Source organism: Vibrio kagoshimensis (assembly GCF_050337535.1).
Classification (GTDB): Bacteria; Pseudomonadota; Gammaproteobacteria; order Enterobacterales; family Vibrionaceae; genus Vibrio; species Vibrio gallaecicus.
Genome location: NZ_JAKJSZ010000005.1, coordinates 134745 through 159880, shown reverse-complemented (window position 1 = coordinate 159880; position 25136 = coordinate 134745). Strand labels below are relative to the sequence as shown.

The 25136-nt window shown below is 42.0% G+C and carries 23 protein-coding genes, 1 tRNA gene and 1 riboswitch; of the genes, 6 read left to right on the top strand and 18 right to left on the bottom strand.

Annotation, left to right across the window (positions count from 1 at the left end; genetic code table 11):
* Positions 1–33: 33 nt before the first annotated feature.
* The 4 genes from L4C37_RS05620 to yfbV form a co-directional block, all read right to left on the bottom strand.
* On the bottom strand, positions 34–828 hold the full coding sequence (locus tag L4C37_RS05620; protein ID WP_429768082.1) for an ABC transporter ATP-binding protein: 795 nt from the start codon (positions 826–828) through the stop codon (positions 34–36).
* The gene (locus tag L4C37_RS05615; protein WP_429768081.1) at positions 825–1811 is read right to left on the bottom strand and encodes an ABC transporter permease; all 987 of its coding nucleotides are present in this window, start codon (positions 1809–1811) and stop codon (positions 825–827) included. The genes L4C37_RS05620 and L4C37_RS05615 overlap by 4 nt, the downstream gene beginning before the upstream one ends.
* An 80-nt stretch (positions 1812–1891) precedes the next feature.
* Positions 1892–2857: an ABC transporter substrate-binding protein gene (locus tag L4C37_RS05610; RefSeq protein ID WP_429768080.1), complete on the bottom strand. Its 966-nt coding sequence runs from the start codon at positions 2855–2857 to the stop codon at positions 1892–1894.
* Positions 2858–3205: 348 nt separating this feature from the next.
* Entirely contained in the window at positions 3206–3658 is a 453-nt protein-coding gene (yfbV, locus tag L4C37_RS05605) for a terminus macrodomain insulation protein YfbV (RefSeq protein WP_137372394.1), read from the bottom strand.
* A gap of 343 nt (positions 3659–4001) precedes the next feature.
* On the opposite strand from yfbV, the gene L4C37_RS05600 reads away from it, so the two are divergent.
* Both L4C37_RS05600 and pta read left to right on the top strand, forming a co-directional pair.
* Entirely contained in the window at positions 4002–5198 is a 1197-nt protein-coding gene (locus tag L4C37_RS05600; RefSeq protein WP_102514399.1) for an acetate kinase, read from the top strand.
* Positions 5199–5345: 147 nt separating this feature from the next.
* Positions 5346–7511, top strand: coding sequence for a phosphate acetyltransferase (gene pta / locus L4C37_RS05595; protein WP_137372392.1), 2166 nt, complete (start codon positions 5346–5348; stop codon positions 7509–7511).
* An 88-nt stretch (positions 7512–7599) separates the two neighbouring features.
* Here pta and L4C37_RS05590 read toward each other — a convergent pair whose 3' ends face one another.
* The 11 genes from L4C37_RS05590 to moaA all read right to left on the bottom strand — a co-directional run bounded on the left by L4C37_RS05590 (position 7600) and on the right by moaA (position 17779).
* Positions 7600–8544 carry a glutathione S-transferase family protein gene (locus tag L4C37_RS05590; RefSeq protein ID WP_372267795.1) on the bottom strand — a complete coding sequence of 315 codons (945 nt, stop codon included), beginning with the start codon at positions 8542–8544 and terminating at the stop codon, positions 7600–7602.
* A gap of 215 nt (positions 8545–8759) precedes the next feature.
* A complete protein-coding gene (gene oppF / locus L4C37_RS05585; protein ID WP_276607185.1) occupies positions 8760–9752 on the bottom strand; it encodes a murein tripeptide/oligopeptide ABC transporter ATP binding protein OppF in 993 nt (330 codons plus the stop codon).
* Positions 9749–10720, bottom strand: a complete 972-nt coding sequence (locus L4C37_RS05580) for an ABC transporter ATP-binding protein (protein ID WP_167493995.1) — start codon at positions 10718–10720, stop codon at positions 9749–9751. Before L4C37_RS05580 ends, oppF begins: the two co-directional genes overlap by 4 nt.
* A 43-nt stretch (positions 10721–10763) precedes the next feature.
* Complete coding sequence (oppC, locus tag L4C37_RS05575) at positions 10764–11666, bottom strand: oligopeptide ABC transporter permease OppC (protein WP_137372388.1); 903 nt, start codon at positions 11664–11666, stop codon at positions 10764–10766.
* Positions 11667–11681: 15 nt separating this feature from the next.
* Positions 11682–12602 (bottom strand): oligopeptide ABC transporter permease OppB, encoded by a 921-nt coding sequence (gene oppB / locus L4C37_RS05570; protein ID WP_137372387.1) that lies wholly within the window; start codon positions 12600–12602, stop codon positions 11682–11684.
* 128 nt (positions 12603–12730) lie between these two features.
* A complete protein-coding gene (locus L4C37_RS05565) occupies positions 12731–14365 on the bottom strand; it encodes an ABC transporter substrate-binding protein (RefSeq protein WP_273295733.1) in 1635 nt (544 codons plus the stop codon).
* 611 nt (positions 14366–14976) lie between these two features.
* A complete protein-coding gene (gene moaE, locus L4C37_RS05560; protein ID WP_429768079.1) occupies positions 14977–15450 on the bottom strand; it encodes a molybdopterin synthase catalytic subunit MoaE in 474 nt (157 codons plus the stop codon).
* A 2-nt stretch (positions 15451–15452) separates the two neighbouring features.
* On the bottom strand, positions 15453–15698 hold the full coding sequence (gene moaD / locus L4C37_RS05555) for a molybdopterin synthase sulfur carrier subunit (RefSeq protein WP_004737346.1): 246 nt from the start codon (positions 15696–15698) through the stop codon (positions 15453–15455).
* Positions 15695–16174, bottom strand: a complete 480-nt coding sequence (moaC, locus tag L4C37_RS05550; protein WP_004734026.1) for a cyclic pyranopterin monophosphate synthase MoaC — start codon at positions 16172–16174, stop codon at positions 15695–15697. The genes moaD and moaC overlap by 4 nt, the downstream gene beginning before the upstream one ends.
* A 12-nt stretch (positions 16175–16186) precedes the next feature.
* Positions 16187–16699, bottom strand: a complete 513-nt coding sequence (moaB, locus tag L4C37_RS05545) for a molybdenum cofactor biosynthesis protein B (RefSeq protein WP_429768078.1) — start codon at positions 16697–16699, stop codon at positions 16187–16189.
* A 90-nt stretch (positions 16700–16789) separates the two neighbouring features.
* Positions 16790–17779, bottom strand: a complete 990-nt coding sequence (gene moaA, locus L4C37_RS05540) for a GTP 3',8-cyclase MoaA (protein ID WP_273295775.1) — start codon at positions 17777–17779, stop codon at positions 16790–16792.
* A riboswitch (molybdenum cofactor riboswitch) is annotated at positions 17768–17920 on the bottom strand. (Overlaps the previous gene by 12 nt.)
* A gap of 192 nt (positions 17921–18112) precedes the next feature.
* Here moaA and L4C37_RS05535 point away from each other — a divergent pair.
* Positions 18113–18997 carry a YvcK family protein gene (locus tag L4C37_RS05535; protein ID WP_273295777.1) on the top strand — a complete coding sequence of 295 codons (885 nt, stop codon included), beginning with the start codon at positions 18113–18115 and terminating at the stop codon, positions 18995–18997.
* A gap of 96 nt (positions 18998–19093) precedes the next feature.
* Here the strand turns inward: L4C37_RS05535 and luxU are convergent, their stop codons facing one another.
* From luxU to uvrB, 3 genes are all read right to left on the bottom strand, one after another.
* Positions 19094–19432, bottom strand: coding sequence for a quorum-sensing phosphorelay protein LuxU (gene luxU / locus L4C37_RS05530; RefSeq protein ID WP_273295779.1), 339 nt, complete (start codon positions 19430–19432; stop codon positions 19094–19096).
* A gap of 15 nt (positions 19433–19447) precedes the next feature.
* Positions 19448–20845, bottom strand: coding sequence for a quorum-sensing sigma-54 dependent transcriptional regulator LuxO (gene luxO / locus L4C37_RS05525; protein WP_137372380.1), 1398 nt, complete (start codon positions 20843–20845; stop codon positions 19448–19450).
* Positions 20846–21064: 219 nt separating this feature from the next.
* Positions 21065–23095, bottom strand: a complete 2031-nt coding sequence (uvrB, locus tag L4C37_RS05520) for an excinuclease ABC subunit UvrB (protein WP_137372379.1) — start codon at positions 23093–23095, stop codon at positions 21065–21067.
* Positions 23096–23599: 504 nt separating this feature from the next.
* On the opposite strand from uvrB, the gene L4C37_RS05515 reads away from it, so the two are divergent.
* The 3 genes from L4C37_RS05515 (at position 23600) to rsxB (ending at position 25127) form a co-directional block, all read left to right on the top strand.
* Positions 23600–23675: transfer RNA gene (locus L4C37_RS05515), tRNA-Asn, on the top strand.
* Positions 23676–23952: 277 nt separating this feature from the next.
* Positions 23953–24531, top strand: coding sequence for an electron transport complex subunit RsxA (gene rsxA, locus L4C37_RS05510; protein ID WP_137372378.1), 579 nt, complete (start codon positions 23953–23955; stop codon positions 24529–24531).
* Positions 24532–24533: 2 nt separating this feature from the next.
* Positions 24534–25127 carry an electron transport complex subunit RsxB gene (gene rsxB, locus L4C37_RS05505; protein ID WP_137372377.1) on the top strand — a complete coding sequence of 198 codons (594 nt, stop codon included), beginning with the start codon at positions 24534–24536 and terminating at the stop codon, positions 25125–25127.
* The last annotated feature ends 9 nt before the right edge of the window (positions 25128–25136 follow it).

The window sequence follows — 25136 nt, the reverse complement described above, 5'->3', positions numbered from 1 at the left end:
TCACGGTTTGTAGGGCTACATAACTAAAAAGATTTAATTGAGCAATAAGCTATCGTCTGCAAGCTCCTCCCCACGCACCTTAGAGAACATTTCGAGTAGATCAGGTACTTGCATAGTCGCCCTTTGGTTCCCAGACACATCGAGAACGATTTCCCCCTGATGAAGCATCACGGTTCTATCACCGCAAGCGAGCGCATCTTTCATCGAATGCGTTACCATCATGACCGTCAGGTTAAATTCTTCGACGACCTTCTTGGTTAAATCAATGATGAAAGCAGCCATTCTTGGATCAAGAGCGGCGGTATGCTCATCTAGTAATAGTAGCTTACTATCGGAAAGGGTAGACATGATTAAGCTAACGGCTTGACGTTGTCCACCAGAAAGCAAACCAATATTATCCCCGAGCCTATCTTCAAGACCTAAACCAAGGATGCTTATCCGATCTTGGAAGATTTTTTTTCGCTTAGAAGAGATTGATAGACTCCACCCTCGCCTTTTGCCTCTCATATACGCAAGAGCCATATTCTCTTCTATTGTGAGATCGCCGCATGTTCCTGCTAGCGGGTCTTGAAACACTCGAGCACACTGAGCAGCTCGTTGGTCAACAGTTTGGCGAGTAACATCCAAGCCATTGATGATGACTTGCCCACCCACCATAGGTGTCTCACCAGTTACTGCGCCCAAAAGAGTTGATTTACCTGCGCCATTAGAACCAATCACAGTTAAAAACTGATGCTCAGGAACCTCGAGGCTGACACTTCTTAGCGCTCGGTTTTCCAATATAGTTCCGGGGTTAAAAGTAACTTGAATGTCTTCTAAGTTGATCATGTTACTTCTCCCGTTTTTGTCACTGTAGCTGCTGTTTTTTGTCCTGCTTGCTTTGCTTGATTTTGAGCTTGGGCTTGGGCTTGGGCTTGGGCACCGCTATAGCGCTTTTTTGCCTTTAGGTTCCCTTTAATTTTGGGTGCTATCAATGCAACAGCAACCAACACCGCCGTCACTAAATTAAGATCAGATGCTTGTAGTCCGAACATGCCAGAGCTAAGTGCAAATGCAACCGCTAGACGATACAAAACAGATCCAACAATAACAGCCGTCACTGCTACCCAAATTTTACGCCCGGGAATAAGTGTTTGCCCTAAGATAACGGCAGCTAAACCAACCACAATCGTTCCTACACCAGAAGTTACATCCGCAAAACTGTTCGTTTGTGCAAAAAGAGCCCCTGAGAACCCAACAAAACCATTAGATAACGCAAGACCAAAGTATGTGTAAAACGATGTACTTCCACCTTGAGCTGACACCATTCGCGAATTAACACCAGTTGCTCTCAAAGCCAGCCCAAAATCACTATTTAACAGGCGAACAATAAACCAAGCAGAGACTAAGACAAGAACGCCGACCACTAGTGGACGGATATACATCGGGTCGCCAAGCATTTCAAATGGAGTAAGAATCGTTTCTTCTCCTAACAATGCAATATTAGGACGCCCCATAATTCTAATGTTGATAGAAAAAGCAGCGATCATCGTTAAAATTGACGCTAGCAAGTGCAAAATCCCACATCGTACTGCGAGAAAAGCGGTAACCCAACCAGTAGCGGCGCCGGCAGCAATCGCCATACCAGTCGCTATCCAAGGGTCTATTCCAGCTACAATAGCCGTTGCCGCGACGGCCGCACCCATAGGGAAACTGCCATCAACACTGAGATCCGGAAAATCGAGGACACGAAATGTGAGGTACACTCCAAGAGCAACAAGACCATATAGCAGCCCTATTTCTAATGCTCCAAAAAATGCAAAAGCAGACATATCTACTCCTTTACTTATAAAGTAAAAAAGCCAACGGAGTATTTATTCAAAAAAACTGCCTGTTGGCTCAGATAAGCTCATTATTTAGCGCTAGTTGCGCGTTCAGTGACTGATTTAGGAATAGAAATACCAAGCTTCTTCGCTGCTGTTGTATTCACTACAAGATCAGACCCTTTAGCAACTTTTACATCTAATGTTCCCGGCTTTTCACCATCCAAAATTGCTGCTACATAATCAGCAGTTTGTACGCCAACCTGGTAATAATCAAAACCTAGACCAGCAATAGCACCTTTATCTACATATGACGTCGCACCAGCAAATACCGGTGTTTTGGCTTGGTTAGCCGCCACAATCATACCTTCAATCGCGCTGGCTACCGTATTATCTGTAGGGGCATAAATTACGTCTGATTTCGCGACAATCGCTTGAGTGGCAGACTTAACATCAGCGCTCTTAAGAGCCGTAGCCTCAACAACAGTCAAACCTTGCGCTTTTGCCGCATCTTTAAGTAGTTCCACCAACGTAACGGCGTTCGCCTCACCAGGGTTAAACACGACACCAATCGATTTGGCATTTGGTAGAACTTCTTTGATTAGAGAAACATGTTGGCTTACCGGTGACAAATCAGAAAGCCCTGTAACATTTTTTCCAGGCTTCTTTAATTGCTTAACGAGCTTAGCACCAACAGGATCGGTTACCGCAGTAAATACAACCGGGATTGAACGAGTCGCAGAGACTAATGCTTGTGCTGTAGGGGTAGCAATCCCGACTAGTACATCTGGGTTTTCACCTACAAATTGGCGGGCAATTTGTACAGCAATCGCTGGATTTCCTTGGGCGGTTTTATAGTCAAACTCTAAGTTCTTACCTTCTTCGTATCCTTTCGCTTTAAGACCATCTAGCAATCCTTGCCGAGCGGCATCTAACGCTGGGTGCTCTACTATCTGTGACACAGCCACTTTTGCCGTTTTTGCCATAATACTGGTAGAAGACAGCAATACTGCACTTGCAAGAACGGCGGTTGCGATAATTTTACCTGCTTTCATCTTAACTCCTTGATTTCAGCAATTTGATTATTTGATGTTGTGGTTGTCTTTAACGACGTTAAACTTTGTGCACTTTTTGTGCATCTAATAATATTATTACCAGTTACGTAAGAACAAAGAAAGAAAGAATTAACATAAAAGCAACAAAAGGAGATCGAAGTGGTTTTGTTCAATTGAAAGGTGCGAAGATGCGAAGATGCGAAGATGCGAAGATGCGAAGATGCGAAGATGCGAAGATGCGAAGATGCGAAGATGCGAAGATGCGAAGATTATTTTTAAAGGAGTAAGTTAAGTCAAACTTTACTTACTCCATTTATAGATCAGCTTGCCGCTTTGATAGAAAAATATTCAGAACCAACGTTCCATTGAAGATTTATCTAATTGACGAAATGCTCTGTTCAAAATAATCGCCAACTCTTTATAACGTGGACGTGGTTTCATTGGTTCCAGCGCAAAACCTGTTTCACTGATCTTCTCATGCAGTTCTCGATACCACGAAACCAAAGCTGGTGGGAGTTTAGTATTCGAGCGGTTACCTAACCACCACATGCCTTGAAGTGGCAAACTGATAGCAAACAACGCCATGACTACAGCTTGCGGCATCGCTTGGTAATTATTGAAGACCATTTGTGTAAGAACACTAATAGCAGCTATCGCAGGCATCACTTTTACACCAAAACGTGTAGCTTTAATGATGCGCTGCTCAGGGAAGATAGCGTTTAACTCTTTTCGAACAGGCCAGAGATCCATATATTTTTGGCCATCTTTTAAACTACTAGCTAAACCAACTCTATTACTCATATGAGTCTCCCATTAAAAAAAAGTTGAAATAATCAACTAAAAACACAAAAAATTGACGAAAAATAATATTCTTTCAAATTTTTTTGTTATATTTGCACAATATCGCTATTATTTGCAGACCTCAATCTCATTGTTGCCCTTATTTACAATTTAAGCAACTTTGGGACGACTTCTGCAAGGAATGCAAAAGCCTCTTTTCTGAAAAAGTGCGCTTTCACTTTAATACGGAAATTAACGTTTTTTTGACCAAGGTTAGTACGCAAGCTACCGTGCTTCGTCTATTCTTGAGATTAATTTTCATCCTTAACTGATTTCGATCAGAAAAATAAACAGGTAGTCATTAATGTCTAAGCTAGTTTTAGTTTTAAACTGTGGTAGTTCTTCTCTTAAATTTGCTGTAGTTGATGCAGAAACAGGTGCTGAGCACCTAACTGGTCTTGCTGAGTGTCTAGGTCTTCCAGAAGCTCGTATGAAGTGGAAACTTGATGGCAAGCACGAAGCACAACTAGGCGCGGGCGCAGCTCACGTAGAAGCACTATCTTTCATGGTAGAAACTATTCTTGCTTCTAAGCCTGAGCTTAAAGCTAACCTTGGCGCTATCGGTCACCGTATCGTTCACGGTGGCGAGCAGTTCACTAAATCAGCACTTATCACTGATGAAGTACTTAAGGGTATCCAAGACGCTGCAACTTTTGCACCTCTTCACAACCCTGCGCACCTTATCGGTATCGAAGCTGCTCAACAGAACTTCCCTGGTCTACAAAACGTTGCTGTTTTTGACACTGCGTTCCACCAAACAATGCCTTCTGAGTCTTACCTATACGCTCTACCGTACAACCTGTACAAAGAGCACGGCATCCGTCGTTACGGCATGCACGGTACTTCTCACCTATTCATCACTCGTGAAGTTGCAGGCCTACTAAACAAGCCAGTTGAAGAAGTTAACATCATTAACTGTCACCTAGGTAACGGCGCTTCTGTATGTGCAATCAAGAACGGTCAATCTGTAGATACTTCTATGGGTCTTACTCCTCTTGAAGGTCTTGTAATGGGTACACGTTGTGGTGACCTAGATCCTGCGATCATCTTCCACCTACACGACGCTCTTGGTTACTCTGTTGAAGAAATCAACAACATGCTAACTAAAGAGTCTGGTCTTGCTGGTCTAACTGAAGTGACTTCTGACTGTCGTTTCGTTGAAGACAACTACGGTGAGAAAGAAGAAGCAACTCGTGCAATGGACGTGTTCTGTCACCGTCTAGCTAAGTACGTTGCTGGCTACACTGCTACTCTAGAAGGTCGTCTGGACGCAATCACTTTCACTGGCGGCATCGGCGAGAACTCTGGTCCAATCCGTGAAATGGTTCTTAACCGCCTGGGCATCTTCGGCATCGAAGTTGACGGTGAAGCTAACCTTAAAGCTCGTTTCGGCGGCGAAGGTACTATTACTACAGCTAACAGCCGTATCCCTGCAATGGTTATCTCTACTAACGAAGAGCTAGTAATTGCTGAAGACACTGCGAAACTAGCAGGTCTTTAATTGATTTTCCTGACTAGCTTCACTCGAAGCTAGTCAGTTTTTCATATCAAGAAAATGGGGCTCAACTTCTATTCCTACCCCAATTTAAATATCGGTGGGAATAGCAGTTGAGCTTTTTTTATTTCCAATAGTCAAAGGTGTTCGTCAATGTCACGTACTATTATGCTTATCCCTACAAGCGCTGGTGTTGGTCTTACTAGTGTAAGCATGGGTGTTCTTCGCGCTATGGAGCGTAAGGGCGTAAGTGTTTCTTTCTATAAGCCAATCGCTCAGCCTCGCAGCGGTGGTAACCAACCAGATCTAACATCTACTATCATCAGCGCAAACAGCGACATTAAGATTGGTGAGCCAATCGCAATGACTAAAGCTGAAGCTTTGATCGGTAGCGAAAAAATGGATGAGCTTCTAGAGTCTGTTGTTGAGCAATACAACAAAATCAATAAAGACGCAGAAGTAACGCTAATCGAAGGTCTAGTTCCTACTCGTAAGCACCCATTTGCTAACCAAGTGAACGCGGAAATCGCTAAGACACTAGGTGCAGAGATCGTATTCGTTGCGACTCCTGGTACAGACAACCCTACGCAACTTAAAGAGCGTATCGAAGTAGCATGTTCTAACTTCGGCGGTACTAAGAACAAGAACATCAAAGGCGTAATCATCAACAAGCTTAACGCTCCTGTTGATGAAGCTGGTCGTACTCGCCCTGACTTATCTGAAATCTTCGATGATGCAGATAGCGCTCAGCAAGCAAACCTTGAAGTAATGCAAATCTTCAACTCTAGCCCTATTCGTGTTCTTGGTTGCGTGCCATGGAGCATCGACCTAATCGCAACTCGTGCAGTTGATATGGCTAAGCACCTTAACGCTGATATCGTTAATGAAGGTGAAATCTCAACTCGTCGTATTAAGAGCATCACTTTCTGTGCACGTTCTTTACCGCACATGATTGAGCACTTCAAACCTGGCTCTCTGCTGGTAACTTCTGCAGACCGTCCTGATGTTATCGTTGCTGCAGCTCTTGCTGCGAAAAACGGTGTTGAGATTGGGGCAATCCTTCTGACTGGCGGTTACGACATCCCAGAGAGCATTGCTAACCTTTGTGCTCCTGCATTCGCTTCAGGCTTACCGATCTTCAAAGCTCAAGGTAACACTTGGCAGACGTCTCTTAACCTACAGAGCTTCAACCTAGAAGTTCCTGCAGATGATAAAGAGCGTATCGAATTCGTTAATGATCACGTTGCAAGCCACATTGATGGTCCTTGGATTGACTCTCTATCTGAAGGAACTCAAGGTATTCGTCGTCTGAGCCCACCAGCATTCCGTTACCAGTTAACTGAATTTGCTCGTAAAGCGGCTAAGCGTATCGTTCTTCCAGAAGGTGATGAGCCACGTACTGTTAAAGCAGCTTCTATCTGTGCTGAACGCGGTATTGCAACTTGTGTACTTCTTGGTAACCCAGACGAAATCCGTCGTGTTGCTGCACAACAAGGTGTTGAGCTAGGTGCTGGCGTTGAGATCATCGATTCTGCATCAGTTCGCGAAAACTACGTAGCTCGTCTAGTAGAACTTCGTGGCGCTAAAGGTATGACTGAAGTTGTTGCTCGTGAGAAGCTAGATGATTCAGTATTCCTAGGCACTATGATGCTTGAAGCTGGTGAAGTTGACGGTCTAGTATCTGGTGCTGTTCACACAACAGCAAACACAATCGTTCCTCCGTTCCAGATCATCAAGACTGCTCCTGATGCTTCTATCGTATCTTCAATCTTCTTCATGCTTCTGCCTGATCAAGTGCTTGTATACGGTGACTGTGCGATCAACCCAGATCCAACAGCCGAACAGCTTGCTGAAATCGCTATCCAATCTGCAGATTCTGCTGCGGCATTCGGTATCGACCCGCGCGTTGCTATGATCTCTTACTCTACTGGTGAATCTGGTAAGGGTGCAGACGTAGATAAAGTGCGTGAAGCAACCAAACTTGCTCAAGCGAAACGTCCTGATCTAGTGATCGACGGTCCTCTACAGTACGACGCTGCTATCATGGAAAACGTAGCTGCTTCTAAAGCGCCTAACTCTCCAGTTGCAGGTAAAGCGACAGTATTCGTATTCCCAGACCTAAATACTGGTAACACAACTTACAAAGCTGTACAGCGTTCAGCAGACCTAGTGTCTATCGGTCCTATGCTTCAAGGCATGCGCAAGCCAGTAAATGACTTGTCTCGTGGTGCTCTAGTAGACGACATCGTTTACACTGTAGCTCTTACGGCTATCCAAGCAGACCAAGCTGCTCAAGCTGAAGAGAAAGTAGTAAACTAATTTTAGTTTCTTACGCTCTCCAATTAAAAAGGCACGCTAATAGCGTGCCTTTTTGTATATTTGGGAAGTAAAACTATGGTGAAGTATTTTACAACTCGTCACGACCATGAGCTGATTCTAGATCTAAACTAGGACCACTAGGTACTACTTGAGTCGGATTAATCCCTGTGTGGCTATAATAGTAGTGGCGCTTGATGTGATAAAAGTCAGTCGTCTCTTTTATGCCTTCTATCTGATAAAGCTCTTTTAGGTAGCCTTGAATATGGACGTAGTCAGCAATTCTCTGCTTATTACACTTAAAGTGACCAACATACACCGCGTCAAATCGAACTAGAGTCGTAAACAATCGCCAATCTGCTTCTGTAATATCATTACCCGCTAAATAACGGTGGTCACTAAGGTGAGCTTCGACTTTGTCTAAGGCTTCAAATAACGCGTCATATGCCTCTTCATACGCTTCTTGAGTTGTAGCAAAACCCGTACGATAAACACCGTTATTGATACTCGGATAGATATAGTCATTCCATTCATCAATCGTTTTTTGTAACGCTCTAGGATAAAAGTCGTCAGTATTGCCTGTAAGCTCATCAAATGCTGAGTTAAACATTCGAATAATTTCAGAGGATTCATTACTCACTATGGTATTGGTTTTCTTGTCCCATAGCACTGGAACCGTCACTCGACCTGAATAGTCAGGTTTGGCTTGAGTGTAGATTTGGTGCATACGAGTATGACCAAATAAAGGCTCTGGTAGCCCCATTTGCCATCCTTCATTCATCATATCAGGGCAGACAACAGTGACATCAATATGGTCGGTTAGTTTTTTTAACTCACGGAAGACCAAGGTTCGATGCGCCCACGGGCACGCCAGTGAAACATATAAATGATAACGTCCAGATTCAGGCTGATACTTCGCTGACGGGGTATTTTCAATCCAATTTCTAAACCCCGAATCTTCTCGTATAAACTTACCACCGCTTTCTTTGGTGTCATACCAAACATCGTGCCAAACACCTTCAACTAACTTTCCCATATCGATCTCCAATCTTTGAACGAACTTCTACACTGAGTTAAATCATTATAAAAAGTGTCTAATAATTAAAAAACCATAAGAATTAGGCTCAGTTATTCAAAAAATCTGAACAAGAGGTGGCTGAAATGACTATCTACTTAGATAAAAAAAGCGCGACCCTAAAAGAATCGCGCTTAAGCCTGTCACAGGCTGAATCGATATTTGTGCGTTAGCTATTAAACTTCAACATGTAGACAAGAAACAGCGTGTACATCATTACCTTGGATATGAGGTTTATTTTGCGCACAAGCTTCTGTTGCTTGTGGGCAACGAGTACGGAAAACACAGCCTGAAGGCGGATTAATCGGAGAAGGTAGATCCCCTTCTAACATCTGAATTTTCTTATTACGTTCAAGATGCGGATCTGGGATCGGCACTGCCGACATAAGCGCTTTAGTATATGGGTGTTTAGGGTCGGCAAAAAGAGCATCAGACTCACCAAGCTCAACCGCATTACCTAAATACATTACCAGAACACGGTCAGAAATATGCTTCACAACAGACAAATCGTGCGCGATGAAAACCAATGAAAGACCTAGTTCTTTCTGTAGCTCTTTCAACAAGTTAACAACTTGAGCTTGAATAGAAACATCAAGTGCCGATACTGGTTCATCACAGATGATCATGCGTGGTTTCAGAATTAAAGCACGTGCAATACCAATACGTTGACATTGACCACCTGAAAACTCATGCGGGTAACGGTTAATTACGTTAGGTAACAAACCTACTTTCGCCATCATTTCTTTAACGCGATCTTTAACTTCAGTTTTAGAAAGCTCTGGGTAAAAAGTCTCTAGAGGCTCAGCAATAATATCTCCAACTGACATACGCGGATTCAAAGATGCTAGAGGATCTTGGAAAATCATCTGGATATCTTTACGCGTTTCACGACGTTGAACTTCTTGCATTTTCGTCAAGTCTTGACCTAACCAAAGTACTTCACCTTCAGTCGCTTCAACTAAACCAATAATTGCACGAGCAAAAGTTGACTTACCACATCCAGACTCACCAACTACACCTAACGTCTCACCTTCAAATAAACGAACATTCACGCCATCTACAGCTTTAAGGTTCGATGGCTTAGCCCATGGCCAAGCTGATTTTGATGCAATACTAAAGTGAACTTTTAGGTCACTAATATCTAATAAAAGTTTTTTATCTACACTCATTTTGTCCAAGTCTCCCAGTCAGAAAAACAAGCACGCTGACGACCATCGCCAAATGGTTGAAGAATAGGTGCTTCCTGCTTACAACGATCTACCACGCGGTGACAACGGTCTTGGTAAGGACAACCAGTTGGCAGACGTAATAGGTTTGGTGGGTTTCCTGGAATAGTCGGTAGAATTTCACCTTCAGTATCCAAACGAGGAATAGCTTTAAGAAGCCCTTCTGCGTAAGGGTGGCTTGGCTTATAGAAAATTTCATCTACAGTGCCGTATTCCATTGTACGACCTGCGTACATAACTAACACTTTGTCACAAGAGCCAGCAACAACACCTAGATCGTGAGTAATCATGATGATTGCAGTATTGAACTCATCTTTAAGTTCATTCAACAAATCCATGATCTGAGCTTGAATAGTTACATCAAGAGCCGTAGTAGGTTCATCTGCAATCAATAGCTTTGGACGGCATAAAAGTGCCATAGCAATCATTACACGTTGACGCATGCCACCTGAAAACTCGTGTGGGTACATAGTTATACGCTTACGAGCTTCAGGGATTTTTACCGCTTCAAGCATTCTTACTGATTCTTCAAATGCTTCTGATTTACCCATGCCTTTATGTAGCATAAGTACTTCCATTAACTGATCACATACTTTCATATAAGGGTTCAGTGAAGTCATTGGATCTTGGAAGATCATTGCGATCTGTTCAGCACGAACTTTATTCAGTGCTTTTTCTGGAAGGTTCAGAATTTCTTTACCTTCAAACTGTGCGCTTCCTGAGATAATACCGTTTTTAGCCAGTAGACCCATTAATGCAAATACAGTTTGTGATTTACCTGAACCTGATTCACCTACGATACCAAGGGTTTCACCTTGCTCTAGGGAGAAGTTCAGATCATTAACTGCGGTTACGATACCATCTTGCGTGGTAAATTCGACGCGCAGATCTTTGACATCTAATAAGCTCATCATTGCTTCCTTAATCTTTTATAGCTTTTATTTGCTATTTTATTTATCTGTCTTTTGGATCCAGCGCATCGCGCAGGCCATCACCAACATAGTTGAAGCAGAACAAAGTGATTACCATGAACGCCGCAGGGAAAGACAATTGCCATAAAGCAACTTCCATCGTTTGCGAACCTTCTTGTAACAACGCGCCCCAACTTGTCATAGGCTCTTGAACACCAAGACCAAGGAAAGATAAGAATGATTCAGTAAGAATCATACTTGGGATTAGTAGAGTTGAGTAAACCGCTACAATACCTAATACATTTGGAACGATATGACGTGTAATGATCTTCCATTTACTAACGCCACAAACATGGGCAGCTTCAATGAATTCTTTACTACGTAAACTCAGCGTTTGACCACGTACAATACGAGCCATATCTAGCCAAGCAATAGCACCGATGGCAACAAAGATTAGTACAATATTACGACCAAAGAATGTTACTAGTACGATAACTAGGAACATGAATGGAACAGCGTAAAGGATTTCAAGGATACGCATCATCACACGGTCAGTACGTCCACCGATGAAACCTGATGCAGCACCGTAAAGTGTACCAATAAGTACTGCAACAAACGCACCTAGCACACCTACCATTAGTGATATACGTCCACCAATTAAAGTACGTACATATAAATCACGACCAAGGCTATCAGTACCAAACCAGTGGTCTGCATTTGGACCTACGTGCATTGCATACCAGTCAGTATCATCATAAGCATACTGCGCTAACATCGGTAAAAATGTAACCGCAAGCACCATTAGCGTCAGGATAAATAGACTCACCATTGCCGCTTTATTTCGCATAAAACGGATACGGGCGTCTTGCCACAAGCTACGACCTTCAATTTCTAAATTTTCAGAAAATTTTTCAATCGCATCTAAGTTTTCTTTTTTCGTCAACATAACCATACGTCCCTGTTAGTAGCGAATTTTCGGGTCAATTACTGCTAGCAAAATATCAACAATTGCGTTGAATAAGATGAATAGGAAACCAATCAAAATGGTTACACCCATTACTAGCGAGTAATCACGGTTAAATGCTGCGTTTACGAATAGCTTACCAATCCCTGGAAGACCAAAGATAGTTTCAACAACAACAGAACCTGTGATGATACCTACGAAAGCAGGCCCCATGTAAGAAACTACAGGAAGCATTGCAGGCTTAAGTGCATGCTTTAAAACGATATATGGGTAACTTAAACCTTTTGCACGAGCAGTACGGATAAAGTTACTGTTCAGCGTCTCAATCATGCTGCCGCGAGTGATACGAGCAAATGTAGCTACGTATAGCAAAGACATCGCAATAACAGGTAAGACTATGTATATAAAGGTTCCGCCATGCCAACCACCAGCAGGGAAGATATTCCAATATAAGGAGAATAAGTAAATGAGTGCGGGTGCCAATACAAAGGACGGCATGACCACCCCGAGCATGGCGGTAGACATTATGGTGTAGTCCACCCAGGTATTATGCTTCAGTGCCGCAATGGTTCCGACCGATACCCCCATAATAATAGTAAAGAGGAAGGCGATTGAACCTACTTTTGCTGATACAGGAAGTGCTCCATAAATCAATTCATTTACCGAGTAATCTAGGTATTTGAAAGATGGACCAAAGTCGCCCTGAACGACATTAAATAGATACGTAGTGTACTGTTCGAATACTGGCTTATCTAGGCCATATTTTGCTTCAATGTTAGCCATTACTTCTGGTGGCAATGGTTTTTCACTTGAAAACGGGTTTCCTGGCGCAAAGCGCATAAGAAAGAAAGATATAGTAATCAATACCAACATGGTTGGAATCGCTTCAAATATCCTTTTTGCGATGAATTTAAGCATAAACTCACTCTTTCAGTCTGTGACAATAAATTAATGAAACCAATCTAAATATTATAGATTGAATAAGTACTGCATGTGATGAATCACATACAGTACCTAGATTTTTTATAGTTTTATAAGCTTAGAAGTTACTTAGCTTTGATATAAAGATCTTTTGAGTAGATCTTCTCTTCAGCGTTGTTAGCAGGGAAGCCACCAACTTGAGGAGATAGCAGTCGAGCACGAACATACTGGTAGATAGGCGCAATTGGCATATCTTTAGCAATTAGATCTTCTGCTTGCATGTATAGAGCGGTACGCTCTTCTTCAGATGTTGAAGACAATGCTTTATCAATGATTGCATCATACTCTGGGTTAGCCCAGTGCTGACCAGCCGTTGTATTCTTACTAACCATTAGAGTTAGGAAAGAAGATGCTTCATTGTAGTCACCACACCAACCAGCACGTGATACTTCGAAATCACCTTGGTCTTTAGAAGATAGGTATGTTTTCCACTCTTGGTTCTCAAGAGTTACTTTAAGACCTAATGTTTTCTTCCACATAGAACCAAGTGCTACTGCAATTTTCTTGTGGTTTTCGTTTGTATTGTAAAGAAGGCTAAACTCTAGAGGGTTATCCTTACCAAAGCCTGCTTCTTCAAGTAGACGTGCTGCTTCTGCATTACGCTCTTTTTGAGATAGTTGAGCGTAAGCTGGAAGCTCAGGGTTGAAGCCAGCTGTGATTTCAGGAGTTAGGAAGTAAGCTGGTTTTTGTCCTTGAGCAAGAATCGCGTTAGTTACGATTGGACGGTCAATAGCATATGAAATTGCTTTACGAACACGTACATCATCAAAAGGCTTCTTCTTAGTGTTGAATGAGTAGTAGTAAGTACACAAGCTACCTTCAACAGAAACTGATTCAGGGTATTCTTTCTTAAGACGTTTGAAGTGCTCAACAGGAAGAGCCGAAGAAGAGAAATCTAGTTCACCAGAAAGGAAACGGTTCATTTCAGCTACTTGGTTCTCGATTGGTAAGAACGTAACGCTGTTTAGAACTGTTTTGTCGTTATCCCAGTACTGTTCATTACGTTTAAGAACTAAACGCTCATTAAGAACCCACTTATCAACTGCAAATGCACCGTTACCAACGTAATGCTCAGGCTTAGTCCACTGATCACCGTATTTTTCAACAGTTGCTTTGTGCACAGGCTTAGTCGTTGTATGACCAGTCATCATTACGAAGTAAGGTACTGCTGTTTCTAGTTCAACAACAAGAGTCTTAGAATCTAGTGCTTTAACACCTAGTTCGCTCTTGTCTTTTTTACCTGCGATGATGTCTTTCGCGTTAACCATCTTAGTATATTCCATATACCAAGAGTAAGGCGATGCAGTTGCAGGGTCTACAGCACGTTGCCAGCTGTATACAAAGTCTTCTGCAGTAACTGGGTCACCGTTAGACCATTTAGCATCATCACGAAGGTGGAATGTGAAAGTTTTGTTGTCTGTCGTTTCCCAGCTTTTCGCAACGCCAGGGATGGTGTTACCATCTGCGTCTTGGTTCACTAGTCCCTCAAGTAAATCACGAATTACGTGTGATTCTGGTACACCTTGAGATTTGTGCGGGTCAATTGTCGCTACCTCAGTACCGTTACCACGAACGAGATCCTGAGATTTTGCCAATTCTGTACCAGCAGGTACGTCAGCTGCGATTGTTGTAGTAGAAGTGGCAGCCATTGCCAAACCAGCACCTAGAAGAAGGGCTTGAGTGATTTTATTCTTGTACATGCATTAAACTCCAAGTTTTTATTTTGCATCCATGACTTCTTTGTTCGGCGTACTAAACGGATAGTGATTTAGATTTATTTTGCTCAAAATTTAAGCATAAAAATCTAAAACCTTACAAAGATTGCGGAACACACTAGCAATCATTGAAGTAATTTTCCATAAAAAACTGGCATGGAATCGGATAACTCCCCGAAAACATCAATAAGTTAGTGTAATATTCCGCCAAAACAAAGATTAATAGTGATTTAACAAGCATCAAACAATGGTAAAAAACCATTAATGTTAATAAAACTAGCTTGATTCTTGTTTATAGCATCTTATGCTAAAACAAGACCAAGAAATTAACATTAATGACACATGAAATCTAATTCTGACTCACATATATCCTAACCAAGTTCCTCTAAGTGTGAGAAATATCACTCTACAAAAAACAGAGTAAAAGCCTATAAATATAAGCGCATAATACTGATTGACTACACACTCACAAGTTATGCATAAAGAACCATAACAACGTAAGCATACTTCGCTATCTTTAATAGTTACAAAACGTAAAAAAGCCGACAATGATGCCGGCTTTTTTAAATTAACTTTACTGAAACTTGCTAGAGAGCTTATTTTTCCCAGCGCTCTGCAGCTTTCGCGTCTGAATCGCGAGAATCAACCCAACGAGTCGCTTCTGTCGTTCTTTCCTTTTTCCAAAACGGCGCTTTGGTTTTCAGGAAGTCCATCACAAACTCACACGCTTCGAATGCCGCACCGCGGTGCGCACTTGATACACCAACGTAAACAATCTGGTCACCGATATCTAGGTCACCAACACGGTGAATCACTCGTATCTTCTGAATAGGCCAGCGCGCTTCTGCTTGATCACAGATCTCGCTCAGCAACTTCTCTGTCATACCGGGGTAATGCTCTAGAGATAGACCAATCACGTTATCACCAAGGTTCATGTCACGAACTTTACCAACAAACGTCACAACCGCTCCCGCAGATGTGCCTTGAGCTAGATAATCGTATTCGCCACCCACAGAAAAATCTTCAGCAGTAACTAATACTCTTGGATCAATAACTCGAGAGTCATTCATGGCTAACCTCCAGTAACCGGTGGGAAGAAAGCCACTTCATCGCCATCTTTCACTTCAGTCGTCAAAGGTACAATTGACTGGTTAAGTGCAGCCAGAAGTTTTCCTTCTTCCAAAGCGATGTCCCATTTACCTTCTTGAGTAACAAGGTGGCTGCGAATCGCTTCAATCGTCTTGAACTGCGCATCAACTTCAACGCTATCGACACCGACAAGTTCACGAGTTTGAGCAAAGAAAAGTACAGTAATCATGATTCCACCTTAAAGTGTCCTGATTTACCACCCGTCTTCTCTAACAGGCGTACGTTCTCGATAACAATGTCTTTCTGAACAGCTTTACACATATCGTAAATCGTCAGTGCAGCAACAGAAGCAGCCGTTAGCGCTTCCATCTCTACACCTGTCTTACCAGCTAGCTTACATACTGATTCGATACGTACTTTGTTTTCAGACTCGATAGCTTCAAGCTGCACTTCTACTTTAGTTAGTAGTAGAGGGTGACACAATGGAATCAAGTCCCACGTTTTCTTCGCCGCTTGGATACCAGCAATACGTGCCGTTGCGAAAACATCACCTTTATGGTGGCTACCAGAAACAATCAGCTCTAGCGTTTCTGCTGACATTTGAACGAAAGCTTCCGCTCTCGCTTCACGTACCGTTTCTGCTTTAGCCGATACATCGACCATGTTCGCTTCGCCAGACGCATTAATGTGGGTAAATTGGCTCATGCTCAAACCACCTTATACAGAAAGATGTGGCATGAAGTTACAAGGACGGTGGCTAGCATCTATCTGTTGCTTGATGATCTTAGTCCAACCCGTGCGACAAGCACCTGTAGAACCTGGCATCGCAAAGATTACTGTGTGGTTAGCAAAGCCCGCAATCGCACGAGATTGAATTGTCGACGTACCGATCTCTTCGTAAGATACTTGACGGAATAGCTCACCAAAGCCTTCTACTTCTTTGTCAAATAGTGGCTTAAGCGCTTCAGGCGTGCTGTCACGAGAAGTAAAACCCGTACCGCCTGTGATCATGATCGCTTGTACGCTTTCATCAGCGATCCACTTAGATACGATCGCACGGATCTTGTACATGTCGTCAATAACGATTTGCTTATCAACCACGTTGTGACCCGCTTCTTTCGCATGCTCAGCTAAGTAACCACCTGACGTGTCATTTTCTTCTGTACGCGTATCTGAAACGGTTAGTATTGCGATGTTTGCTGCTTGAAATTTGCTTTCTGCGTGACCCATTTGTTCACCTATATAAATTTTTCAATGATTAGACTGATTCGCCCAGCCTAAATAGGCTGAGCGACAAAATGCTTTAGAGTGTGTAGCGGATTAACCGCCGATTGACGCCAAGTTTGGAGTCATGCCGCTGTTGCCATCGTGTAAGAAGTGGCTAACGGACTTGGTTTGAAGCTGAGCCTGAATTCGATCAATGAGCTCTTGCTCTTGTTGATCTTCTTGAATCAGATCTCTCAGTTCAACACCATGGTCGCCAAAGAGACATAGGTGAAGTTTACCGGTCGCAGAAACGCGCAGTCGGTTACAACTCTCACAGAAGTCTTTCTCGTAAGGCATGATCAAACCGATTTCACCCTGGTAGTCTGGGTGGACAAACACTTGTGCAGGGCCGTCATTAACCGCTCTAACTTTTAATAGCCAACCGTTGGCAATGAGCTGGTTACGAATCGCAACGCCAGATACGTGATGTTTATCGAACAACTCGTCCATCTCGCCAGTTTTCATCAGCTCAATAAAACGTAATTGAATGGGTTTGTCTTTGATCCAATTAAGGAAAGCTGGTAATTCCTGACTATTGAGGTCTTTCATCAATACAACGTTGACTTTGACTTGTTCAAAGCCAACATCAAACGCTTTATCAATGCCTCGCATAACCTCGGTAAACTTATTCTCACCAGTGATCTGATGGAACATGCGTGAATCTAAGCTATCCACACTGACGTTTATATGGGTTAAACCAGCATCACGCCATTGTCCTACTTGTTTCTCCATGCGATAGCCGTTCGTTGTCGTGGCTACTTTTTTGATACCTGGAGTAGAGGCAACGGTATGTATGATTTCAGGAAAGTCTTTACGCAGACTCGGCTCTCCGCCTGTAATACGGATCTTTGAGGTACCACAATCTGCAAACGCTTTTACAACACGTTTGATTTCGGGAACACTTAAAAAAGACGAGTTTTTTTGCCCTGACGGTTTATAACCATCCGGCAAGCAGTAAGTACATTTAAAGTTACAGACGTCTGTAACCGACAAGCGCAAATAATAAAATTTGCGATGGAATCTATCTTCGAATTGTTGCGCCACGGAACACCTTTCCAAACACGGGAGGCATAATCATTTCCAATTAAGCCCTTGTGACAACATGTCACTGGCTCTTAACGCGTATCGGTACAGCAAAAACCACTGTGCGACTTAGCATAAAAGAGCTCGGAGTTATGGCAACTACGGCATAAGAAAACACGCGTAGTAGCTGACTAATAAAATACTTAATATTTGTACGTGAATCTAGTTTTGTCTCAAAAAAACGAGTGATATAAGCAAAAAAATACGATAACCCATAAAAATAACTCTTATTGAGTATATTGGTATAAGCATTTACCATTAAATATAGTTGGTAATAATCTAATAAGAAAAATAATGGAACTCTACTCTACAAAAAAAGTTGTCGCTATTGGCGGTGGTCACGGTTTAGGTCGAATTTTAGCGGCTCTAAAAGATTTTGGTAAAAACGCGACTGGCATAGTTGCGACAACAGATAATGGTGGCTCCACAGGTCGAATTCGAGACTGCCAAGGCGGAATTGCTTGGGGGGATACTCGTAACTGTATTAATCAATTGATTACCGACCCTTCGATCAGCTCAATGATGTTTGAATATCGATTTAAAGGTCAAGGTGAACTCCATGGACACAATTTGGGTAACCTTATGCTCACAGCATTAGATAACCTTTCAGTCCGCCCGCTCGATGCTATCGATCTTATTCGTGATATGTTGAAGGTCGATGTAAATATCGTTCCAATGTCTGAACACCCTTCAGACTTGACCGCTCTTTCTGTCGATGGGCGCTGGGTAACTGGAGAAACAAATGTTGATGATATGGAAGAAGATTTACGTCGCCTTGATCTCTCCCCTGAAGTTCCTGCAACTACAGAAGCCGTCACTGCTATTGAAGAAGCCGATTGCATTGTATTAGGTCCTGGAAGCTTTTTAACCAGCATAATGCCTCCATTACTTTTGCCTGAAATTGGAAAAGCGATAGCAGGCAATACTCAAGCGAAAGTAATCTTCGTTGAAAATCTTTCTCCTGAATTTGGTCCTGCCGGGCGAATGACATTAAAAGAGAAAATTGAATGGTGCGAACGAGCTTGTCAGGCTAGAAAAGTAGATGTCATTCTTGGTGAACAGCCCCACCCTGAAATAGCTGATCTATGGAACTGCGTAACGACAGACCTAGCCTCACCAAATAGAGACTGGCGTCATGACAGAGTCAAATTGCAAAAAGCCATTGAGTCACAGCTATAAAACACCATTGAATCACAAATAAAAAAGGAGCTAAATGCTCCTTTTTATCACTTCAAACTGCCACTAGTTAATTACGAACACTAATTGACTATGAAGCTATGACTTAAACAAGTTTTGGTATTCTACAAAGGTTTGGTTCAATAGGTTTTGCATCTCACTCGAATCTATATCCGTAAGTAATACCTTTTGTTTTACTCTTGAATCAAAACTCACTGCAAGTTCACATAATTGATCCGCACCAAAGCTTGCCGCGCTGCTTTTCAATGCATGACTGATTTCAGCAAGATACTGGCTCGTGTCTTCCAATTGACCAGAAGATAACTGTTCATTGTAGCCCGCAAGTTCACCAAGGAAGATGTCCAATAAAACTGGAACATTCTCTTCCCCAATTTCCCCTGCCAGTTCATTAATTTTATTTTGATTTAGTAGGCTCATACTTTCATCTTATTTTTATTGTGTTTGTTCTTTCGCATTCCAAGCTTGTAGCTTTCGATAAATAGTTGAAGGGCTAACATCCAAAAAGCCAGCCGCTCTTGGTATATTGCCATCACACGCTTTAATAGCTTGTTCAATTGCTGTCTTTTCAGTTATCCATAATGGAAAAATATCTTTTACAGTAATGTCTTCATTCTGCTTTTCTTTCAAGCGGATACTGTTTTCAATAGGTTGATTCAGCGGAGGTGGAAGCATATTAATTGCAATCTCTTTCCCGTTATTCAGCACCACAACATTTCGAAGTACATTTTGTAGTTGGCGAACATTTCCAGGCCACTCATACTGATTAAAGCGGTCTAATACTTCAGGTGAGAAACGTACGAACGCTTTACCCTCTTCATTAGACATATAACCCAATAAAGAATAGGCAATCTCAATAACATCTTCCCCTCTTTCTCTCAAGGGTGGTAGATGCAAAGGAATCACATAAAGTCGGTAGTATAAATCTTCTCTAAAGCGCCCTTCTTGAACTTCTTTCCACGGGTCTCTATTCGTTGCACATACAAATCGAACATCAACGCTCTTCATTTTTGAAGAACCTACTTTTTGAAAGGTTCCTGTTTGTATAAACCGTAAAAGCTTAGTTTGAAGCTCAAGATCCATTTCACAGAGTTCATCTAGAAATAGTGTGCCTCCATCAGCTAATTCAGCAGCACCTTGCCTATCGGTTGCTGCCCCAGTAAATGCACCTTTGACGTGACCAAACAGTTCACTTTCAATGAGATCTTTAGGGATTGCCGCACAGTTAATTGCAATAAAAGGCTTATCACCTCGCTTACTGGCTGCATGAATAGCTTCAGCACATACCTCTTTACCCGTACCACTTTCTCCTGTGATAAAGATACTTGCTTTACTAGTCGCCGCCGAATCTATAGTTCTATACACCTGCTGCATCGTTTGACTACTGCCAATAAAACCCTGGTAGTTCTGACTTCCTGGGTGTTCCGCACTATTTTTTAATTTTGTCGCTTTACGAATGGCATTATTGACCGTGATACGTAGGCGGTCTGCCTCACAAGGTTTTATTAAAAAGTCTTGTGAGCCATGGCGCATCGCTTCAACCGCAGTATCGATTGACCCGTGAGCAGTCATAAAGATAACTGGCACTTCAGGGTACTTTTGTTTCACAGCAAAAAGTACATCCATACCAGTCATATCTGGCAGGCGAAGGTCGAGTAAAATGAGATCTGGAATCCGATGAGTAAGGCTTTCGATAGCATCTCGACCTGTACCTACAATATTGATATCGATTTCAAGAGGGGTCAGGTAAGAGCGATATAACGCGGCAACAGAAGCCGTATCCTCGACCATTAACAAATACTTCGATTTGTTATCTAAAGAGTTTGATTGCATATCCTAGCCATTTTTGATTGCACTAAGATAATAGTCGCATTCCGATTTGCATTATGCAAATAAGTAATTCTATATATTGAAACTAAATAGTTCTTTCACAATAAATCAGCCCAGTAATACATAAAGCCAGTAATCGTAAATTACTGGCTTATGAAATAGGCACACCTAGGGTTTAGAGAGCTTGAGAAATAGGACTGTAATTCATCACAATCCCGTATATTAGCTATTTACGATAAATTGCTTTCTTAGCTGCTCAATTTCATCACGCTTTTGCGCTGCTAATTCAAACTCTAAATCTTGAGCATGCTTATACATTGCCGCTTCCAACTTACCAATTTCCTTATCCAATTGCTGAGGCGTAAATACTTGATAAGTTTGAGAAGGCTCTGCCACTTTTGATAGTGGTACTTGCTTAGATTCACGTTGCTCTCGTGATTTGGTCATATCGCCCAATTCCATAATATCTTTGATATTACGCTTAAGAGCTTGTGGTTGAATGCCTTGCTCTTCATTATAAGCTTGCTGCTTAATTCGACGTCGATCCGTCTCATCTATCGCTTTTTTCATCGACTTAGTGATTTTATCACCATACAGAATCGCTTTACCTTGCAAGTTACGCGCAGCACGACCTATCGTTTGAATAAGCGATCTTTCCGAACGTAAGAAGCCTTCCTTATCTGCGTCTAGAATTGCGACTAGCGACACTTCAGGCATATCCAAGCCTTCGCGAAGTAAGTTAATACCCACTAGCACATCAAATTCACCTAACCTTAAATCTCGTATAATTTCGACTCGTTCAATCGTATCAATATCAGAGTGGAGGTATCTCACTTTAACGCCATGTTCCGTCAGATATTCTGTTAAATCTTCCGACATACGTTTAGTCAAGGTGGTCACTAATACTCTTTCATCTTTAGCTGCACGAATTCGGATTTCAGACAATAGGTCATCGACTTGTGTTGCCACGGGGCGAACTTCAATTTCCGGGTCAAGCAACCCTGTAGGTCGAACTACTTGGTCTGCAATTTCTCCATCAGACTTCTCGATTTCATAATTACCAGGGGTGGCAGAAACGAAAATGGTTTGAGGCGCGATAGATTCAAACTCTTCAAACTTCATAGGGCGGTTATCAAGTGCCGAAGGTAAGCGAAAGCCGAACTCCACTAGCGTTTCTTTTCGAGAGCGATCACCTTTATACATAGCGCCAATTTGAGGTACTGTGACATGTGATTCATCAATAATCAGTAAGCCATCAGCCGGAAGGTAATCGAATAATGTAGGAGGAGCCTCCCCCTCATTTCTACCACTCAAGTAACGAGAGTAGTTTTCAATTCCTGAACAAAAACCAAGCTCATTCATCATCTCAATATCAAACTGTGTACGTTGGGTAATACGCTGTTCTTCAAGCAGCTTATTGTTGTCTTTTAAATACGTTTGTCTGTCGCGTAAGTCGTCTTTAATTTGTTCTATTGCTTCAAGGATTTTTTCACGTGGTGTCACATAGTGAGTTTTAGGATAGATTGTGTAACGAGGTAAATCTCTCTGCTTGACCGCACCCGTTAACGGGTCAAAAATACTGATGCAATCAATCTCGTCATCAAACATTTCGATACGAACAGCATCTTGCTCAGACTCAGCCGGAAAAACATCAATCACTTCACCGCGAACTCGAAATTGACCACGCTCAAATGCAACATCATTACGCTTGTATTGCAACTCAGCCAACCTTCTGATGATGTCCCTTTGATCAAGCACATCACCACGGCAAACGTGCAGCATCATTTTTAGGTAAGATTCGGGATCACCCAAGCCATAAATAGCAGATACTGACGCAACGATAATGGCATCTTTACGTTCAAGTAAGGCTTTGGTCGCTGATAACCTCATTTGCTCGATATGAGCATTAACAGAGGAATCTTTTTCTATAAAAGTGTCGGTTGTCGGGACATAAGCTTCAGGCTGATAATAGTCATAATAGGAAACGAAATATTCAACCGCGTTGTTAGGAAAGAAAGACTTCATTTCTCCATACAACTGAGCGGCTAGTGTTTTATTAGGCGCAAGAAAAATGGCTGGTCTTTGTGCTTGAGAAACAACATTCGCTAAGGTGAATGTTTTACCAGACCCGGTTACACCGAGTAATGTCTGATGAGCAAGTCCTGAATCTAATCCATCTAATAACCTTGCAATGGCAGTAGGTTGATCGCCTGAAGGGCTATAATCTGATACTAGGTCAAAAAGTTTACTCATGTTCACCTTTCCATACTGTGTTTATATTCAGGTCATTGTCGCTCTAGCCGATAGTTTGTTGCAACCTTTATCTAACAATAATCACTTTAACTCGTGGTGTTAATCATAGATTTATTTCTAAAAGATTGATATTATTCGTGACCGCATAAAACTCATGTTAAAAATACGCTTACCTTTTCATCCACTAGTTTTCCCCAAAATATCCGTATTTTCGTCTAAAACGTTCACATCCTAGCTATTCGAAATAAGTTATACCCATCAAAAAAATCTAACAAAGCTTTTGAAATTAACGACTTAAAACCAGAACCCCCAATTCAATTATTCCCTAATAAATATATTCAAGTTTAACTCACACAGTTATCCACAAATTTAGTGGATAAGTAGAGCTAAGCCAAATCAAATAAGGGCTGTCAAAAAGTAAAGAAATTTCACTGCTATTTTTCCTGTTTTTTTTATTGACATGATTTCAGAGAATCTTTAATATTCGCCTCGCTTTAAAGCAATTCCCCTTTAGTTCAGTTGGTAGAACGGCGGACTGTTAATCCGTATGTCGCAAGTTCAAGTCTTGCAAGGGGAGCCAAATTTAGAAAAAGCCCAATCTTAGGATTGGGCTTTTTCGTTTCTAATTATTAGCGACGAGCAAATGGAACCCAACTAAGTATCATTTGCACTGAAAAATCGATTTAAAGAAAACAACTCGCCCAACAACTTCCATCACTTTGCCTTTAATCCTTAAATACTCACTTAATTGTTGGTCTTTTTTTCATCTTGCGCATAAAACCTTATCGATCCTTGGTTGTTATTAGTGTGACAAAGCAGGATAATATTAAGATCGGAATCTCAAAAATAAATCCATTATGACCGAATATCTTTTGTTGTTGGTTGGCACAGTGCTGGTCAATAACTTTGTACTAGTTAAATTCTTAGGCCTATGTCCATTTATGGGGGTTTCCAAAAAACTGGAAACTGCTATTGGTATGGGGCTAGCTACAACTTTTGTACTTACACTGGCATCAGTTTCTGCATACCTTGTTGAAACCTATATCCTTGCACCATTAGGCATTGAATACCTGCGCACGATGAGTTTTATTTTAGTGATTGCAGTTGTCGTACAATTCACGGAAATGGTTGTGCACAAAACCAGCCCGACTCTTTACCGTTTACTTGGTATTTTCCTGCCCCTGATCACTACAAACTGTGCCGTTTTAGGTGTTGCACTTCTCAACATCAATGAGAACCATAATTTTATTCAATCGATTATTTATGGTTTCGGCGCTGCGGCAGGCTTTTCATTAGTTTTAATTCTCTTCGCTTCAATGCGAGAGCGTATAGCTGCTGCTGATGTCCCTATGCCATTCAAAGGCGCCTCTATTGCTATGATCACTGCAGGTCTTATGTCTCTAGCATTTATGGGCTTCACAGGGTTGGTGAAATAAGAATGAGTACCATCCTAATTGCAATTATTGCTCTTGTAGCTTTAGCTACTGTATTTGGCGCGATATTAGGTTTCGCTTCTATTCGTTTCAAAGTCGAAGCTGATCCCGTTGTGGATCAAATTGACTCTATCCTGCCACAAACACAATGTGGGCAATGTGGTTACCCAGGTTGTCGCCCTTATGCCGAAGCCATCGCAAATGGCGATAACATCAACAAATGCCCTCCAGGCGGGCAAGCTACGATAGAAAAATTGGCAGATCTCATGGGGGTTGAAGTCGAAGATTCAGCGCACGACCTCGATAACAAAGTAAAAACGGTTGCCTACATTCACGAAGACATGTGCATTGGTTGCACAAAATGCATCCAAGCATGCCCAGTAGACGCAATAGTGGGCGGAACGAAAGCACTGCATACCGTCATTAAAGATGAGTGTACAGGGTGCGACTTATGTGTTGCTCCATGTCCAACCGATTGTATTGAAATGATTCCAGTCGCAACCACGACTGAAAACTGGAAATGGCAGATGAACTCCATCCCTGTTATAGACATCACTCACCAATTCACTGATGCCTCTTCATCAGATAAAAAAGCATAAAAGGATTGG